Source organism: Nocardia sp. NPDC004582 (assembly GCF_053602115.1).
The window spans coordinates 1-16,203 of the sequence record NZ_JBSGCY010000031.1 but is presented as its reverse complement, the minus strand read 5'-3'; the positions used below and the strand labels follow the sequence as shown (position 1 = coordinate 16,203).

The window sequence follows — 16,203 nt, the reverse complement described above, 5'->3', positions numbered from 1 at the left end:
CCATCCGAAACCCGCGTTCGGCGCCGCGGGGTGCGATGCGCTCGTCACACACCCGGAACACGTCAGCCGCGGCACGCGGCGCGGAAGGCCGGGTGACCGCGGCCGGCGCGATCGGTCAGAGCAGGGCGGTCAGCACCAGCCACGCCACGAACGCCGACGGCAGCATGGAGTCGAGCCGGTCCATGATGCCGCCGTGCCCCGGCAGCAGCGTGCCCATGTCCTTGATGCCCAGCTCCCGCTTCACCTGCGACTCGATCAGGTCGCCGCTGGTGGCCACCAGCACCAGGCCGACGCCCAGCAGCACGCCGATCATCGAATTCGCCTGCAGCAGCAGCGTCACCGTCAGCAGACCGCCGATCACGCAGAACACCAGCGAACCGCCGAAGCCCTCCCAGGACTTCTTCGGGCTGATGTGCGGCACCATCGGGTGCTTGCCGAACAGCACACCCGCCACATAGCCGCCCACATCGGAGCAGACCACCAGGATCATGAAGGACAGCACCCGCAGGTTGCCCTTGTCCTGCGACAGCATGAGCACCGCGAACGCGGCCAGCAGCGGAATCCAGGTGAGCGTGAACACCGAGATCGCGGTGTCGCGCAAGTAGTTTCGCGGGGTGGCGGTCAGGCCGTGGTCGAACAGCCGCCACACCATGAGGGTGAGCGCCGTCGCGCCGAACGCGCCCAGCACGCCCTGCGGCCCGACCGGCCAGGCCAGCCACACCACCGCCTGCCCGCCGAGCAGCAGCGGGATCCGCGGCACCAGCACATCGGCCTCGCGCAGCCGCTTGGTCACCTCCCAGGTGGCCACCGCGACCGCGACCGCGATCACGCCGACGAGCACCTTGGGGGCCCACAGCAGGATCGCGATCAGGGACAGCCCCAGCCCGAACCCGACCCCCAGCGCCGCGGGCAGGTTGCGGCCCGCCTTCGACGCGGGCGCGCTCGGCTGCCCGTTCGCCGCAGCGCCGCCGCTACCGGATCCGGCCGCCGCCGTCTCCGGCACTGCCGAATCCGCGCCCGTCGCCCCTGCCGGTCCGGTGGCTTCCTCCGGCATCTCTCCGGTGGCGGCAATCTCTTCGGCCACGATTGTCCCGTCGCTCACTTGTCGTCCGTTCCTACCCCCGGCCGAAGCTCGGCCGTCCTAGACCTCGAGCAGTTCGCCTTCTTTGTGCTTCACCAGCTCGTCGATCTGCGCGACGTACTTCTGGGTGGTCTTGTCGAGTTCCTTCTCGGCGCGACCGACCTCGTCCTCGCCCGCCTCGCCGTCCTTCTGGATGCGGCCCAGCTCTTCCATGGCCTTGCGGCGGACGTTGCGGATCGAGATCTTCGCGTCCTCGCCCTTGGACTTGGCCAGCTTGACCATTTCCCGGCGCCGTTCCTCGGTGAGCTGCGGGATCGAGACCCGAATGATGTCACCGTTGTTGGTGGGGTTCACCCCCAGGTCCGAATTGCGGATCGCGGTCTCGATGGGCTGCATCTGCGCCTGCTCGTACGGCTTGATCACGACCATGCGCGGCTCGGGCACGGTGATCGAGGAGATCTGGGTGATCGGCGTCATCGAGCCGTAGTACTCGACCACGATCCGCGCGAACATGCCAGGATTCGCGCGACCGGTACGGATCGAGGCCAGATCGTCCTTCACCACCGAGACGGCCTTCTCGAACTTTTCCTCGGCGTCGAAGAGCGCTTCTTCAATCACGGCGTTTCCTCCACTGCGTCATGGTTCTTGTCGTCGGTCACGACCGGACCAGGGTGCCGATCTTCTCACCGGCGACGGCGCGGGCGATATTTCCCTTGGTCAACAAATTGAACACCAGCATCGGCATCTGGTTGTCCATACACAGGCTGAAAGCGGTGGCATCGGCGACCTTGAGGCCCCGCTCCAGCGCTTCCTTGTGGGTGATCTGGGTGAACATGGTGGCGTCGGGGTCCTCCCGCGGGTCCGCGGTGAAGACGCCGTCCACGGCCTTGGCCATCAGCACCACTTCGGCGCCGATCTCCAGGGCGCGCTGCGCGGCGGTGGTGTCGGTGGAGAAGTAGGGCATGCCCATGCCGGCGCCGAAGATCACGACGCGGCCCTTCTCCAGGTGCCGCTTGGCGCGCAGCGGCAGATACGGTTCGGCGACCTGGCCCATGGTGATGGCGGTCTGCACCCGGGTGTCGATGCCCTGCTTCTGCAGGAAGTCCTGCAGCGCAAGGGAATTCATGACGGTGCCGAGCATGCCCATGTAGTCCGAGCGGGCCCGCTCCATGCCGCGCTCCTCGAGCTCGGCGCCACGGAAGAAGTTGCCGCCGCCGATCACCACGGCCACCTGGACGCCGTCCTCGACGACCTCGGCGATCTGCTCCGCGACCGCCTGCACCACATCCGGGTCGAGACCGACACGGCCACCGCCGAACATCTCGCCACCCAGCTTGAGGAGCACTCGGCGATAGCCCTTGCGATCGGGGGCGGTATCCGGGTCCGTCATCGGTCTCCTTGTCCAGACGTTCGAGCGTGCGCAGGCACATGAAAAGACCATCCCGGCCGACGAATTGCACGGGACGGCAACAAAGCTCTGTCTATCCTGCCTCACGACCGGCGGGGACCGTGAGGCGACCCTCGTATCGGCCTACCGATTCGTGACATTCCGGGCATCGGTCGGCAGTGCGGGCAACGCGCGCGGCAATCTCGGGGCTATACCCCCGAGAAGTCCCGCCCCGAAAACCCGGGGCGCCCGATTCGATTCGAACTGAACGCATTTCACATATCGTCGCGCGCGTGAAGGCCCTCAGCCGGATTGCCCGAACAGGACCGGCAATTTCCCTCATCAAGGAGTACCTGTGAACACGAAGTCTCATACCGTCCGGACCGGACTGGCCACCCTCGCCCTCGCGGCGGGACTGGCGGCGGTCGCGGCACCCGCCTCGGCCGAGGTTCCGCTCACCCCGGTGACCGACAACGGCGCGGCGCCGATCGCCACCGGCCTCGACTCCGGGAGCAGCGCCTTGATCTCCGGCAGCGCCGCCATCTCCAACATGCTCTTCCCGCCCAAGCCGTCGGGCTGCTCGCTCTGCGGCTGAGCCCTCGAGCCGGATACGAGAAAGGCCCTTCGCTCATCGAATCACGATGAGCGAAGGGCCTTTTCGAGCTGTCAGGCGATTACGCCTGGCCGACCTCGAAGCGGGCGAAGCGGGTGATGGTGACACCGGCCTCGTCCAGCTGGGCCTTGACGGTCTTCTTGGAGTCGGTGACCGAAGCCTGGTCGAGCAGCACGACGTCCTTGTAGAAGCCGTTGACGCGGCCTTCGACGATCTTCGGCAGCGCGGCCTCCGGCTTGCCCTCTTCCTTGGCGGTCGCCTCGGCGATCTCGCGCTCCTTGGCGACGAGCTCGGCCGGGACGTCCTCGCGGGTGAGGTACTTGGCCTTGAGGGCGGCGACCTGCATGCCGGCGGCACGGGCCGCGTCGGCGTCGGTGCCGGTGTACTCGATCAGCACGCCCACGGCGGGCGGCAGGTCGGTGGCACGCTTGTGCAGGTAGACGGTGGTCTGGCCGTCGAACACGGCGACGCGGCGCAGCTCGAGCTTCTCACCGATCTTGGCGGCGAGCTCCTGCAGCAGCTGGTCGGCGGGCTTGCCGTCGACGTCGACCGCCTTCAGGGCGTCCAGGTCGGCCGGGCGGGCCTTCGCGGCGGCGGCCACGATGGCGGCCGCGACGTCCTGGAACTCCTGGTTCTTGGCCACGAAGTCGGTCTCGGAGTTGATCTCGATCAGGACGCCGTCCTGCGCGACGACCAGGCCCTCGGCGGTGGCGCGCTCAGCACGCTTGCCGACATCCTTGGCGCCCTTGATACGCAGGAACTCGACGGCCTTGTCGAAGTCGCCCGCGTTCTCCTCGAGCGCCTTCTTGCAGTCCATCATGCCGGAGCCGGTGAGCTCGCGGAGCCGCTTCACATCGGCGGCGGTGTAGTTCGCCATCTCGGGCGAGCCTCCCTGTGTGAGTGAAAGTCTGTGGTGGTCACACCTTGCCGACCGTCATCGAACGACAGCGGTCGGCAAGGTGAACAGATGCCTGGCGGCGGTGGATCAGAAGTCGGCCGGGGTCTTGGTGGCCGGGTCTTCCTTCAGCTCCGCCTCGGCAGCGGTCTCCACGGCGGGGGCCTCGGCGTCGGCGGCCGGGGCGGCCTGCGCGAGCAGCTCCTGCTCCCACTCGGCGAGGGGCTCGCCCGCGCCGGCCTCCGGCTTCGAGTCGCCACCGGCGCGCGAGGCGCGAGCCTGCACACCCTCGGCGACGGCGGAGGCGACGACCTTGGTCAGCAGCGCGGCCGAACGGATCGCGTCGTCGTTACCCGGGATCGGGTAGTCGACCAGGTCCGGATCGCAGTTGGTGTCCAGGATCGCGATGACCGGGATGTTCAGCTTGCGAGCCTCGCCGACGGCGATGTGCTCCTTGTTGGTGTCGACAACCCAGATGGCCGAGGGAACCTTGGCCATGTCCCGGATGCCGCCCAGGGTGCGCTCCAGCTTGTTCTTCTCACGCGTCAGCATGAGGATTTCCTTCTTGGTGCGACCCTCGAAACCGCCGGTCTGCTCCATCGACTCCAGCTCCTTCAGGCGCTGCAGCCGCTTGTGCACGGTCTGGAAGTTGGTGAGCATGCCGCCCAGCCAGCGCTGGTTCACGTAGGGCATGCCGACGCGGGTCGCCTCAGCGGCGATCGACTCCTGGGCCTGCTTCTTGGTGCCGACGAAGAGGACGGTGCCGCCGTGGGCAACGGTCTCCTTGACGAACTCGTAGGCCTTGTCGATGTAGGTCAGCGTCTGCTGCAGATCGATGATGTAGATGCCGTTGCGGTCGGTGAAGATGAACCGCTTCATCTTCGGGTTCCACCGGCGAGTCTGGTGACCGAAGTGCGCGCCGCTGTCGAGCAGCTGCTTCATTGTTACGACAGCCATGGCTCCGTAACTTCCTCTCGTTGCTGGTTGACACAGGAATCGGCGATCCCTGCCCTGGCGCCCACGGCCACCGGAACCCTCCGAGAACGAATCAGGGGGACCAGCCGGCGACACTCACTGTGGGCGCGCGAAGTCGGTCCGCGTTGACGCAAACCGCTGAATCAGTTTACGCAGCGGTTCCGTCAGATCGAAATCGGGCCCGGAGCAGGGCGTGATCCGGACCAGTCGACGCTGGTCAGAAGGCTGCGCGTGTTCTATTCACAATACTGAATTTCATCCACACTCGCGGGGCGGGAGGGGCTGGATGACGGTTGCGGGGCGCACGCTGATTCGCATGTCCGCGAACTACTTCGAGCCCGAATTCCGCCGGGTATTTCCCGTCGTGGCGATGGTGGCAATGGTCGTGATGACGGTCGCGTCGGCCGCGCCCGGGTCGGCCGCGCCCGGCGGAGAGTTCGGCTGGCCGCTCGCGTCGCGGCCCGCTGTCGTGCGGGCCTTCGACAAACCCGAGCACGACTGGTTGCCCGGGCATCGCGGCGTCGATCTGGCGGGCAGCCGTGGTCAGGCGGTGCTGGCGGCGGGTGACGGCATCGTGGTGTTCGCCGGAATCGTGGCCGGGAAACCGGTGGTCTCCATCGACCACCCGGGCGGACTGCGCACCACCTATGAGCCGGTCACGGCGTCGATCGCGGTGGGCCGCAGGCTGACCCGCGGCACCCCGATCGGCGTGCTCGACGACGGGCACCCGCCCTGCTCCCCCTGCCTGCACTGGGGCGCGCGGCGCGACGGTGAATACGTCGATCCGCTCGGCCTGATCCATCGCACGCCGATCCGGTTGAAACCGCTCACAGATCCATCCGCCGGGTCACCGGGCGGGCCATGATGGATCGATGTCGCAGCAGCCCTTCTCCTACCCCGACGTCGGCGCGACCGCGGGCGAGTTCCCGGCGGGGTATCACCACTTCCGGCTGCGGCGCCGAATCGGTTCCGGCCGTGAGTTTTTCGACCAGGCCGCCGAACAGGTCCGCACATACCGCATGCAACGCGGCAGCGGCGTCTTCCAGCAGGCGACCACGCCCGAGGCCCGGCCCGGCACCGACATCACCGTCCGCATCGGACTGGGCCCGATCGGCGTCACCGCCCCGTGCCGGGTCGTCTACGTCCTCGACGAATCGAACCGCCGCGGATTCGCCTACGGCACCCTTCCCGGCCATCCATTGCGCGGCGAGGAGCTCTTCGCCGTCGAATACGACCCCGCCGACGACACCGTGTACGGAGTCATCGCCTCGTTCTCCACCCCCGGGCCCTGGTACGCCCGCCTCGGCGCACCCGTCGTCCGTCTCGTCCAGCGCTGGTTCTCCGGCCGCTACATCGCCGCGCTCGAGCCCCGCTGAGCGGCGCGGACCACCCCGCGCTCGACCCGGTCCGGTCGGCCGGCGCGCCGTTCGGCATCGCCGCGGCCGGGGTCAGCCGTGGAGGTGAGCGGCGAGGGTGGCGGCCTCGGCGCGGAGACCGGCGACACGGTCCGCTCCGCTCTCCGACTCCGCGTATTCCTTTGCGGCGGTGAGACGTTCGTCGATCTCGGCGCGAACGATGGCGGCGATCTCGGCTTCGCTCAATTCGCGGCGGGCGCGTTCGGACGCGCCGACGCCGACGGCGCTGCTCTCGATCGCTCCGGCCCGCACATCGGAACCGTCGACGGCTTCGGCATTGTCGATCGCCGCCAGCGCCGAGCGCAGAGCCGCGGTGGCGTGCCGGTCGCGGACCTTCATGGCGGCGCGGAGCGCGGTGCGGAGGCGCTCGCGTAGGGCGGGGGTCTCGGCGGGCGGCGTCGTCATGACAATCGACGCTACCCGCCGAAATGCCCCGAACCGGATCTCAGCGACCGGGTGTCGCCAGCGGGAATCGGTCAAACGGCTGCGGGCGTGGCCTTTTCGCGTTCGGCCAGTTCGGATTTCCAGGCGCGGAAACCTTCTTCGGTGCGGCCGCGTCGCCAGTAGCCGGAGATGGAGGCCGCCCATTCGGCCGGGACGGCACGCTCCTTGCGGATATACGGGCGCAGATCGTGCATGACGGCGCGGGCCTCGCCGTGGATGAAGACCTGGACCTGGCCGTCTCGCCACGGCGCGGAGCGGACGGTGGCGGCCAGCCGTTCGCCGGGTTCGGCGTCGCCGCGGTGGATCCAGGTGAGCTCCACGCCCTCCGGGTGCGGGAAGGCGAGTTCGTCCGACGGGCCGCCGACCTCGACGAATACCTGGCCCACGGCGTCGGCGGGCAGCGCCGCGCAGGCGGCGGCGATGGCGGGGAGGGCGGATTCGTCTCCGGCCAGCAGGTGCCAGTCGGCGTCGGGACGTGGGGCGTAGCCGCCGCCGGGGCCGAACAGGTCGATGGTGTCGCCGGGTTGGGCGGCGGCCGCCCAGGGGCCGGCGATGCCCTCATCACCGTGATGGACGAAGTCGATGGCGATCTCCTGGGCGGCCCGGTCGACTTCGCGCACGGTGTAGGTGCGCATGACATCGCCGTCGGGGCCCGGGAAGATCAGTTTCACGTAGGCGTCGGTGCTGTCGTTGGGCTGGAAGGACGTGAAGCCCGGGCCGCCCAAGCGGACCCGGATCAGGTGATCGGTCAGGTGAACCGTGTTCTGGACCACCAGCGTCAAGCGTGTGCGTGCCAAAGGACACCTCCATCGTCGTGCATAATTAGGGTTACCTAACTGACGCTAGCACGGGTGTCGATAGGTCGTCGATAGCTTTCCGATAGGCCGTGGATCACCCAGTCTTCCGGGACGCCTGACGAACGGGCTGTTCAGGCGCGTGGGTGAGCCTGGTCGTGGACCTTCTTGAGCCGGTCGATCGAGACATGGGTGTAGAGCTGGGTGGTGGCCATGCTGGCGTGACCCAGGATCTCCTGCACCACCCGCAGGTCGGCTCCGCCCTCCAGCAGGTGGGTGGCGGCGGTGTGACGGAATCCGTGCGGACCCATGTCGGGTGCGCCGGGAATCGCCGAAACCACCTCGTGCACCACGGTTCTCGCCTGCCGGGGGTCGATGCGGCGGCCACGGCGGCCCAGCAGCAGCGCCCGGCCCGATTCCGGCGTCGCGAGGGCCGAGCGGCCGAACCGGAGCCAGGCCTCGAGGGCCTGCTCGGCCGGGCCGCCGAACGGCACCGATCGTTCCTTGTTGCCCTTGCCCAGAACCCGCACCAGCCGCCGTTCCCGATCCACGTCCTCGATGTCGAGTCCGCACAATTCGCTCACCCGAATCCCGGTGGCGTACAGCATCTCCACGATCAGCCGATCCCGCAGCGCCATCGGATCCTGCTGCGCCGCACCCGATTCGGCCGCGTCCATGGCCGCCCGGGCCTGCTCCTTGCCCAGCACCGACGGCAGCACCCGATGTGCCCGCGCCGATCCCAGCCGCGGCCCCGGATCGACCGCCAGCCGACCCGTGTGCGTCAGCCACGCGGTGAACGTCCGCGCCGAGGACGCGCGGCGCGCCATCGTGGTCCGAGCCGCTCCCCCCGCCGCCTGCGCCGCCAGCCACGACCGCAGCAAAGCCAGATCCACCTCCCCCACACCGGAATCCACCGCCCGCTCCAGCAAATGCTCCAGCAATCCGCGAGCATCCCCCAGATAGGCCCGCACCGTATGCGCCGATCGATTCCGCCCCAGCCGCAAATGCCGGCCGTACTCGGCCAGCAAGGCCTCCAAATCCTCGGGCAACCCACTCATCCCCCCACGCTGACCGCATTCCGCCCCCATTTCAAGCACCCCCGCCGCGCGATCGCACCACACCCGCCCTGGACACGATCACCGATGCCGTTCATGGGTGCTCGCGATCGCCCCGGCCCCGGCGTCCCCCGACGACCGCATCCGGTACCACCCGTCGCCATCACACCCGACCAGCCCCGCGATCTCCAACGCCGACAACGTGGCTCGCACCGTGGGCAATGCCAGCCCGGTGTCGGTGACCACCGCGCGCGGCAGCCGGGACCCGGCGGTGGGCAGCGCCGCCAGCACCAGCGCCTCGTCCCCCGAGAGGTTGTCCTCCGGATTCGGCGGAACAGCTCCCGGCAGCGACAACCGCAACGGCCCGGCCTCGTCGAGAATGTCCTCGGCCCGAGTCACGATGAACGCCTCCCCCTCCCGAATCATCCGGTGACACCCGACCGACGCCGCCGAGGTGATCGGCCCCGGCACCGCCATAGCCGGCCGCCCCAACCGCCGGCACCACTTCACGGTATTGCGGGAGCCACTACGAATTCCGGCCTCCACCACGACCACACCGTCGGCGAGGGCGGCGATCAAGCGATTACGAGCGAGGAAGTGGTGTTTGCGCGCGGAGGTTCCGGGCGGGTACTCGGTGACGACCAGGCCACGGTCGGCGATCTCGGCGAGCAGATGATCGTGTTGCACCGGATACGGGCGATCGGGACCGCACGCGAGTACCGCGATCGTCATGCCGCCGACCCCGAGCGCGGCTCGATGGGCCATTCCATCGATCCCGAACGCGGCCCCGGACACGATGGTCCATCCCCGCGCGGCCAACTCGCCCGCGATCTCTCCGGTCGCGTGATCGCCGTACCCGGTACTGCACCGGGCCCCGACCACCGCGATCGCCCGCTCGGTCGTCTCGAGCAGCGACCTGCTCCCGCGCACCCACAACACCAGCGGCACAGCCGCATCCGCGTCACGCGCCGGATCCAATTGCCGCAACCCGAGCATCCGCCACGCGGGCCACTCCGCGTCCTCCGGCGTCACCACCCGCCCACCCAGCCGCTCGATATGCGCCAGATCCGCTTCCGCCCGCTCGATCCCGCGCCGCGACTCGGTGGGCCCGCGCAACACCTCGGGCAGCGCCCGCTCCCGCACCGCCCGCGCCGCGTCCACCACCCCCACCGACTCGATCAACGCCGACAAGGCCGCGCACGGCCCCTCCACCACCCGCGACAGATACACCCACGCCAACCGCCGCGCATCCGCATCACCACCCGCGACCGAGCCGCCGTCGTGGATCGGCGTCCCGTGGAACACGCCGGTCCAACCGGAGCCGCGGCCATGTTCAGCGTTGCCGGGCTCCCGGGTCCCGCCCTCACCGACACCAGCGGACCCATCGCCGTTCTCGCTCATGCCGCACCTCGCTGCCGGAAGCTCAAGGCCTGCAGGACATCCTGGGCGCTCGGAATATCGCCGCCGCGAAGATCGCAGACGGTCCAGGCGACCCGGATCGCGCGATCGGCGCCGCGGGCGGACATGCGGCCGTGCTGGAGAGCGTTCTCGACCGGGGCGAGCGCCTCGCGAGGCAGGCGGAAGCGTTGGCGGAGAACGTGGCCGGGGACTTCGGCATTGGTGGACATGCCGAGTTCGACCCACCGCTCGGCGGCCGCCGCACGGGCCGCGGTCACGCGGGCGCGGACGACCTCGCTGGTCTCGACCTCGTCGCCGGTGAACGCGCCCGCGGCCTGGGCGTGCATCTGCACCGCGATGTCGATGCGATCCATCAGCGGGCCCGAGAGTTTGCCGAGGTAGCGGCGGCGGGCCAGGGGCGCGCAGATGCAGTCGATATCCCGGGCGGGGGCGCATGGGCAGGGGTTCGCGGCCAGGACGAGCTGGAAGCGGGCCGGGAAACGGGACACGCCATCCCTGCGCGCGATGCGAACCTCCCCCTCCTCCAACGGGGTTCTCAGTGCCTCGAGGACCTTGGTGCCCAGCTCGGCGCATTCGTCGAGGAACAGGACACCGCGGTGCGCACAGCTCACCGCACCCGGCCGGGCGGAACCCGACCCGCCGCCGATCATCGCCGTCACCGACGACGAGTGGTGGGGCGCGACGAACGGCGGCGCGGTGATCAGCGGGGCATCGCCGGACAGCGTGCCCGCCACCGAGTGAATCGCGGTCACCTCCAGCGAGTCCCGTTCCCGCAGCGGCGGCAGTAGTCCCGGAAGGCGTTGCGCCAGCATGGTTTTCCCGATCCCGGGCGGACCGGTCAGCAACAGGTGATGAGCCCCGGCCGCCGCCACCTCGAGCGCCCAGCGCGCCTCGTCCTGCCCGACGACCTCGCTCAGGTCGCCGATCGACGCCTCCGCCACCGGCTGGACCGGGTCGGGCTGGGTGAGTTCGCCGCCGCCCCGCAGCCATTCGAGCAATTCGAGCAGGGTCGACGCGCCGAGCACCCGAATGCCGTCGACCAGACCGGCCTCGGGCAAGGCCCCGGTCGGGACGATGACCGTGCGGCGGCCGGCATTGCGGGCGGCCAGGACGGCCGGGAGGATGCCACGAACCCGGCGGACCCGGCCGTCGAGGGCCAATTCGCCCAGCAGCACCGATTCCGCGAGGCGGTTCGAGGGGATCGCGCCCGCCGCGTCGAGTACGGCCCCGGCCAGGGCCAGGTCGTAGACGCTGCCCACCTTCGGGAGGGTGGCCGGGGACAGGGCCAGGATGACGCGGCCGTCGGGCCATTTCTCGCCGGTGTTGGAGACCGCTGCCCGGACGCGGTCGCGGGACTCCTGGAGGGTGGTGTCGGGGCGGCCGACCAGGTGAACCGACGGGAGGCCCTGGCCTATGTCGGCTTCGATTTCCACGAGTTGGCCTTCGACGCCGTTGACGGCTACCGAGTAGGCCCTGCCCAGCGGCATCAGAACGCCGCCTTCAGGTGGAGGATTTCCGGTGGGCGGGCGGGGCGCAGGAGGACGGAGACGACGTCGAAGCGGATGCGCTGGAAGGGGCCCGGGTGGTCGTGCAGCCAGTGGCGGGCCAGGTGGCGGATGCGTTGCTGTTTGAGGAGGGTGACGGCCTCCTCGGGGCGGCCGCAGGTCAGGTTGCGGCGGGTTTTGACTTCGATGAAGGCGGTGATGTCGCCCTCGCGGGCGATGAGGTCGAGTTCGCCGTAGCGGCATCGCCAATTGCGGGCGACGATCGACATGCCGGCCGTGCGGAGGTAGTCCGCGGCCAGGTCTTCCCCCTGCGCTCCCAGCGCCAGATGCTGTGCCATTCAGCCAGCATGGCCGTGGCCCTACCGGACCCGGCCATGCCGAACTGGGAAAACAGCGAGGCTGTGGATAACCTCCGGCCTGTGGATCAGTCGGGAAGCCGCAGGTCGGTCTTCTCCAGCTCTTCGATATTCACGTCTTTGAAGGTGATCACGCGAACGTGCTTCACGAAGCGCGCGGGCCGGTACATGTCCCACACCCATGCATCCGACATCCGAACCTCGAAGTACACCTCGCCATCGGCGTTCTGCGGACGCAGTTCGACGGAATTGGCGAGGTAGAAGCGACGCTCGGTCTCCACCACGTACGAGAATTGCCCGACGATGTCCTTGTACTCGCGGTACAGGGATAGCTCCATCTCGGTTTCGTACTTCTCGAGGTCCTCGGCGCTCATCGGGTGGAACGTCCTCCTTGTCGCCCAACTGGGTGTAGAGACATCATCCCGCATACGCCGTGTCGGTAGCCACTCGGCCGGTCTCCCGGACGTTTCGCCACGATCGACGGTGCTCTGGTGTGATGCCGAGGCGGGTCAGCGCCTCATTGTGCTCGGGGGTGTTGTAGCCCTTGTGGGCCGCGAAACCGTAGCCGGGATACTCCCGGTCCATCTCGACCATCATGCGGTCCCGGGTCACCTTGGCCAGCACACTGGCCGCCGCGATACAGGCCGCCGACGCGTCGCCGCCGATCACCGGCAGCGAGGGCACCGGGATGCCCGGCACCCGGAAGCCGTCGGTCAGCACATAGCCGGGCACCGGATCGAGTCCGGCCACCGCGCGCCGCATGCCCTCGATATTGGCCACGTGGATGCCGATGGCGTCGATCTCCCAGGCCGGGACCACCACCACCGACCAGGCCAGCGCCAGCCGCTTGATGATCGGGAACAGCTGCTCACGGGTGTTCTCGGTGAGCTTCTTGGAATCGTCGAGACCGGCCAGCGAGGTGTAGGCCTTGGGCGGTAGCAGGCAGGAAGCCACGACCAGCGGACCGGCCGAGCAGCCGCGCCCGGCCTCGTCCACGCCCGCGACCGGACCCAGCCCGCTACGGATCAGCGCGGCCTCGAGCGTGCGCAGCCCGCCCGCGGGCCGCATGACCACGCGCGGCGGCCAGTCACCGCGGTCGATCCGCTGAATCTTCTTGCCGCCGCGCTCCTTCCGGCGCACGCCGGCCGCTCCGCCTGCCATCTTCCCCACCGGTCGATTATCTCGCGATTATCAGTTCGTCTGCGGGTTCTCGGCCCGGACCGGACCGATGCGGCTGGGCGGCCAGATCTTGAACACGGCCTTGCCGCGCACATCCTTGACCGGGACGGTGCCGTTCAGCTCATCGCGCATGTGATAGCGGGAGTCGGCGGATTCGGCGCGGTTGTCGCCCATCACCCACAGGTTGCCCTCGGGCACCTTGACCTCGGGGAACGCGCGGCCGCCGACATTGAACTGGATATCGGGGTTCTGCGCGTTGAACGGGTTGTTGTGCAGCACGTACGGCTCGTCGAGCGGCTTCCACTCCGAACCGGGGGCGCTGTCCTTGACCAGGATCCGGCCCTGCGCGTCACAGCATTTCACCGACTGGCCGCCCGTCGCGATGACGCGCTTGACCAGGTCGTTCTCGTCCGGCGGCACCAGGCCGAAGAAGGACAGGAAGTTCTGCACGCCGCGCACCGCGGTGTTCGAGGAACGGATCGACTTGTAGTGCCGGTTCCAGTCGTCGGTCGGGCCGACGAAGACCACCACGTCGCCCGGCTTCGGGTCGCCGAAGTAGTAGCTCAGCTTCTGCACGTAGATGCGGTCACCGGTGCAGCCCGCGCACCCGTGCAGGGTGGGTTCCATCGACTGCGACGGGATCACGTACGGCCGCCCGATGAAAGTCACCAGCAGCGCCACGATCAACGCCGCGAAACCGACCAGGATGGGCAGCTCTTGCCAGAACGGGCGCTGCTTCTTCTTCGGCTTCGGCTGCAGGGGTTCGGGCGTCTGGGACCCATTGTCATCGCCCGACCCGGACATCGTCACCGACTCGCTCTCGTCTGCCACCGGAACAGAGTAGCCCGGCACCGCGAAGAACCATGCGGTGCCGGGCTACTCGGCGTCGGGCGAGCCGACCGTGATGCTCTGTGAGAACCGATCCCCGACGAGTCGGGGCGGTCGCTACCTCAGCGCTTCTCCTTGATCTTGGCGGCCTTGCCGCGCAGATCGCGCAGGTAGTACAGCTTGGCGCGACGCACGTCACCGCGGGTCACGACCTCGATCTTGTCGAGGTTGGGGCTGTGCACCGGGAAGGTGCGCTCCACGCCGACACCGAACGACACCTTGCGCACGGTGAAGGTCTCGCGGATGCCACCGTTCTGGCGGCGGATGACGACGCCCTTGAAGACCTGGATGCGCTCCTTGTTGCCTTCAATAACCTTCACGTGCACGTTGACGGTGTCACCCGGGCGGAAGTCCGGGATGTCGTTGCGCAGCGAGCTAGCGTCGACGAAGTCGAGGGTGTTCATGTCCGTCCTTATTGGTTTTCGCGCGAACAGAGGAACCTGGCGGCTACCCGGGGAGGGTGCTCTACCGGTTCGTGCTCCGGATAATTGGGCGGTGCCCGAGCGAAGAGCGCCCAAGGCAACCTGAGCATTGTGCCAGACGACGCGGCCCGGACGGGAATCGGGGTCGGGCCGCGGCTACTGGCTGTCGACGTGCTCCGGGGGACGCTCCTCGTGCTTGCGGACCGGGAGCAGGTGGATGTGGGTCGGCGGCGGGGCGGGCGGGGCCGGGACGATGGTACGGGTCAGCTCTTCCTCGGTGGCGCGCAGGACGTGCGCGGCGTCGGGTTTTCCGGCGAGCAGGTCCTGGACGAAGATCTTGGCGCGGATCATCGGGCGGCGGTACCGGCGTTCGCGGCGCATGGCGCGGCGCATCAGGCCCGAGCGGGAGCCGTAGCGCCAGCGGGCCCAGGGCGCGCCGGGGCGGCTCAGGCGTAGCGCGCCGATGAACAGCAGCGGCGGGAAGAACATGCCGAACAGACCGGTCCAGATCTTGCCCTTGGCGATGACGATCGCGGCGAGCAGCAGGTTCATCAGCGCGAAGGCAACGGTCAGCAAACGCTCGGGCACATTCGGTTCGGACCGCAGGTCCCGCACATCACCGATATCGAGCAGCCACAGCGGATGGAACCCGAGCAGCAGCAGTCCGGTCACCGCGAGCGCCACGAACACCGCGTCCACCGAGGTCCGGCCCTGCTCCTCCCAGTACACGTCGCGCAGGTAGTAGATGAGCGCGAACTCGTCGAGCACCAGGGCCGCGCCGAGCCCGAAAACCGCTGCCAGCGCACTGATCACGCCGTCCGAGCTCTGATACAGGGTCACCAGTCCCATGCCGGAACCGAGCACCAGGATCACGCCGAACACCATGTGATGGATGTGCACGTCCCCGGCCCGCACATTGCCGGGCCACCACCGCACCTGTTTGCGGATGAGCCGCACGCTGATCCGGATCAACAGGAATCCGACGATGAACCCCAGCAGCAGGCATGCCAGCGGCAATCGGCCGTGCGCCACCACGACATCTTCCCACCACTGCCGCACATGCATGCCCGTGTCGCCTCCGGAATCCTCGCGCGAACCGCAACCCCCGCCACGCTACCCGTGTCCGAGATCGGCACGCCGAGATCACAATCACCCGACGAGAGGATGTAGCAACCGGTCAGCCAACTACGCTGGCGACCATGCGACTGAGTACACGAAATCAACTCGATGGAACGGTCACCCAGGTCACCCGCGGCGAGGCCATGGCCGTCGTCCGCATCCGCCTCACCGGTGGCGACGAGATCACCTCCTCCATCACCCGCGACGCCGCCGACGACCTCGGCCTGGCCGACGGCACGCCCGTCAAGGTCCTGATCAAATCGACCGAAGTCTCGCTCGGCGTCGAATAGCCGGCCCGCAGCGGCCGAGCCGGACTCGATCCCCCTCGGCCGCTCCACTTTTCGCCGCCTCGCTCGACCTGCGACGAAGGCCGGGCCGGCGGCCCTTCCCGGTCCGAGAGCATCCAGGGGCGAAGGCCGGCCGGTCATCTCCGACCTCGCCGGACGTCCGGACTTCCGCGCGCCCGGCGAGCGATGGGCCGCCTCGACTCGGCGGGCCTGCGGATTCTCGACCGGATCGGCACCCGGCGTTGCTGTCCGGAAAGCCGTGCGGGCCCCGGGGATTCCGGGGCCCGCCCGGCGGGGGGGGGGTAATTTGCGGATCCGGCGCGGCGCCGCGCGGCGGCCCTGGTGCCGCGTGTTCGGGATATCACCCGG

At 68.9% G+C, this 16,203-nt stretch carries 20 protein-coding genes; 4 read left to right on the top strand and 16 right to left on the bottom strand.

All coding sequences use genetic code 11. The features are described from left to right. Window positions 1–115 precede the first annotated feature (115 nt). From ACWELJ_RS11995 to pyrH, 3 genes are all read right to left on the bottom strand, one after another. Complete coding sequence (locus ACWELJ_RS11995; RefSeq protein WP_452366194.1) at window positions 116–1,054, bottom strand: phosphatidate cytidylyltransferase; 939 nt, start codon at window positions 1,052–1,054, stop codon at window positions 116–118. Between the two features lie 87 nt (window positions 1,055–1,141). Further along, window positions 1,142–1,699, bottom strand: a complete 558-nt coding sequence (frr, locus tag ACWELJ_RS11990; protein WP_213556998.1) for a ribosome recycling factor — start codon at window positions 1,697–1,699, stop codon at window positions 1,142–1,144. Between the two features lie 37 nt (window positions 1,700–1,736). After that, entirely contained in the window at window positions 1,737–2,471 is a 735-nt protein-coding gene (gene pyrH, locus ACWELJ_RS11985; protein WP_357092686.1) for a UMP kinase, read from the bottom strand. 352 nt (window positions 2,472–2,823) lie between these two features. Between pyrH and ACWELJ_RS11980 the strand changes: the two genes are divergently transcribed. After that, complete coding sequence (locus ACWELJ_RS11980; protein ID WP_452366170.1) at window positions 2,824–3,063, top strand: hypothetical protein; 240 nt, start codon at window positions 2,824–2,826, stop codon at window positions 3,061–3,063. Window positions 3,064–3,142: 79 nt separating this feature from the next. Here ACWELJ_RS11980 and tsf read toward each other — a convergent pair whose 3' ends face one another. Next, complete coding sequence (gene tsf, locus ACWELJ_RS11975) at window positions 3,143–3,958, bottom strand: translation elongation factor Ts (RefSeq protein ID WP_452366169.1); 816 nt, start codon at window positions 3,956–3,958, stop codon at window positions 3,143–3,145. 108 nt (window positions 3,959–4,066) lie between these two features. Continuing rightward, a complete protein-coding gene (gene rpsB, locus ACWELJ_RS11970; RefSeq protein WP_452366168.1) occupies window positions 4,067–4,933 on the bottom strand; it encodes a 30S ribosomal protein S2 in 867 nt (288 codons plus the stop codon). Between the two features lie 388 nt (window positions 4,934–5,321). Here rpsB and ACWELJ_RS11965 point away from each other — a divergent pair, with 388 nt between their 5' ends. Together ACWELJ_RS11965 and ACWELJ_RS11960 are read left to right on the top strand one after the other, a co-directional pair. Further along, complete coding sequence (locus ACWELJ_RS11965; RefSeq protein WP_452366193.1) at window positions 5,322–5,816, top strand: M23 family metallopeptidase; 495 nt, start codon at window positions 5,322–5,324, stop codon at window positions 5,814–5,816. 7 nt (window positions 5,817–5,823) lie between these two features. Then, a complete protein-coding gene (locus ACWELJ_RS11960; RefSeq protein ID WP_452366167.1) occupies window positions 5,824–6,327 on the top strand; it encodes a DUF1990 family protein in 504 nt (167 codons plus the stop codon). Window positions 6,328–6,399: 72 nt separating this feature from the next. Here the strand turns inward: ACWELJ_RS11960 and ACWELJ_RS11955 are convergent, their stop codons facing one another. The 11 genes from ACWELJ_RS11955 to ACWELJ_RS11905 form a co-directional block, all read right to left on the bottom strand. Continuing rightward, the gene (locus tag ACWELJ_RS11955) at window positions 6,400–6,771 is read right to left on the bottom strand and encodes a hypothetical protein (RefSeq protein ID WP_452366166.1); all 372 of its coding nucleotides are present in this window, start codon (window positions 6,769–6,771) and stop codon (window positions 6,400–6,402) included. A gap of 71 nt (window positions 6,772–6,842) precedes the next feature. Beyond that, window positions 6,843–7,607: a siderophore-interacting protein gene (locus ACWELJ_RS11950; RefSeq protein WP_452366165.1), complete on the bottom strand. Its 765-nt coding sequence runs from the start codon at window positions 7,605–7,607 to the stop codon at window positions 6,843–6,845. Between the two features lie 131 nt (window positions 7,608–7,738). After that, on the bottom strand, window positions 7,739–8,662 hold the full coding sequence (locus ACWELJ_RS11945) for a tyrosine recombinase XerC (protein WP_452366164.1): 924 nt from the start codon (window positions 8,660–8,662) through the stop codon (window positions 7,739–7,741). 78 nt (window positions 8,663–8,740) lie between these two features. After that, complete coding sequence (dprA, locus tag ACWELJ_RS11940; RefSeq protein ID WP_452366192.1) at window positions 8,741–9,898, bottom strand: DNA-processing protein DprA; 1,158 nt, start codon at window positions 9,896–9,898, stop codon at window positions 8,741–8,743. A 158-nt stretch (window positions 9,899–10,056) separates the two neighbouring features. Beyond that, the gene (locus ACWELJ_RS11935; RefSeq protein WP_452366163.1) at window positions 10,057–11,565 is read right to left on the bottom strand and encodes a YifB family Mg chelatase-like AAA ATPase; all 1,509 of its coding nucleotides are present in this window, start codon (window positions 11,563–11,565) and stop codon (window positions 10,057–10,059) included. Further along, the gene (locus ACWELJ_RS11930) at window positions 11,565–11,921 is read right to left on the bottom strand and encodes a YraN family protein (RefSeq protein WP_452366162.1); all 357 of its coding nucleotides are present in this window, start codon (window positions 11,919–11,921) and stop codon (window positions 11,565–11,567) included. Before ACWELJ_RS11930 ends, ACWELJ_RS11935 begins: the two co-directional genes overlap by 1 nt. A gap of 86 nt (window positions 11,922–12,007) precedes the next feature. After that, window positions 12,008–12,313: a DUF2469 domain-containing protein gene (locus ACWELJ_RS11925; protein WP_040859817.1), complete on the bottom strand. Its 306-nt coding sequence runs from the start codon at window positions 12,311–12,313 to the stop codon at window positions 12,008–12,010. A gap of 43 nt (window positions 12,314–12,356) precedes the next feature. Beyond that, a complete protein-coding gene (locus tag ACWELJ_RS11920; protein ID WP_452366191.1) occupies window positions 12,357–13,100 on the bottom strand; it encodes a ribonuclease HII in 744 nt (247 codons plus the stop codon). A gap of 30 nt (window positions 13,101–13,130) precedes the next feature. Beyond that, on the bottom strand, window positions 13,131–13,949 hold the full coding sequence (gene lepB / locus ACWELJ_RS11915) for a signal peptidase I (RefSeq protein ID WP_452366161.1): 819 nt from the start codon (window positions 13,947–13,949) through the stop codon (window positions 13,131–13,133). Between the two features lie 119 nt (window positions 13,950–14,068). After that, window positions 14,069–14,410 carry a 50S ribosomal protein L19 gene (rplS, locus tag ACWELJ_RS11910; protein WP_040859818.1) on the bottom strand — a complete coding sequence of 114 codons (342 nt, stop codon included), beginning with the start codon at window positions 14,408–14,410 and terminating at the stop codon, window positions 14,069–14,071. Window positions 14,411–14,584: 174 nt separating this feature from the next. Then, window positions 14,585–15,493, bottom strand: coding sequence for a hypothetical protein (locus tag ACWELJ_RS11905; RefSeq protein WP_452366160.1), 909 nt, complete (start codon window positions 15,491–15,493; stop codon window positions 14,585–14,587). Window positions 15,494–15,627: 134 nt separating this feature from the next. Between ACWELJ_RS11905 and ACWELJ_RS11900 the strand changes: the two genes are divergently transcribed. Next, window positions 15,628–15,837, top strand: a complete 210-nt coding sequence (locus ACWELJ_RS11900) for a TOBE domain-containing protein (RefSeq protein WP_357281576.1) — start codon at window positions 15,628–15,630, stop codon at window positions 15,835–15,837. Window positions 15,838–16,203: the final 366 nt, after the last annotated feature.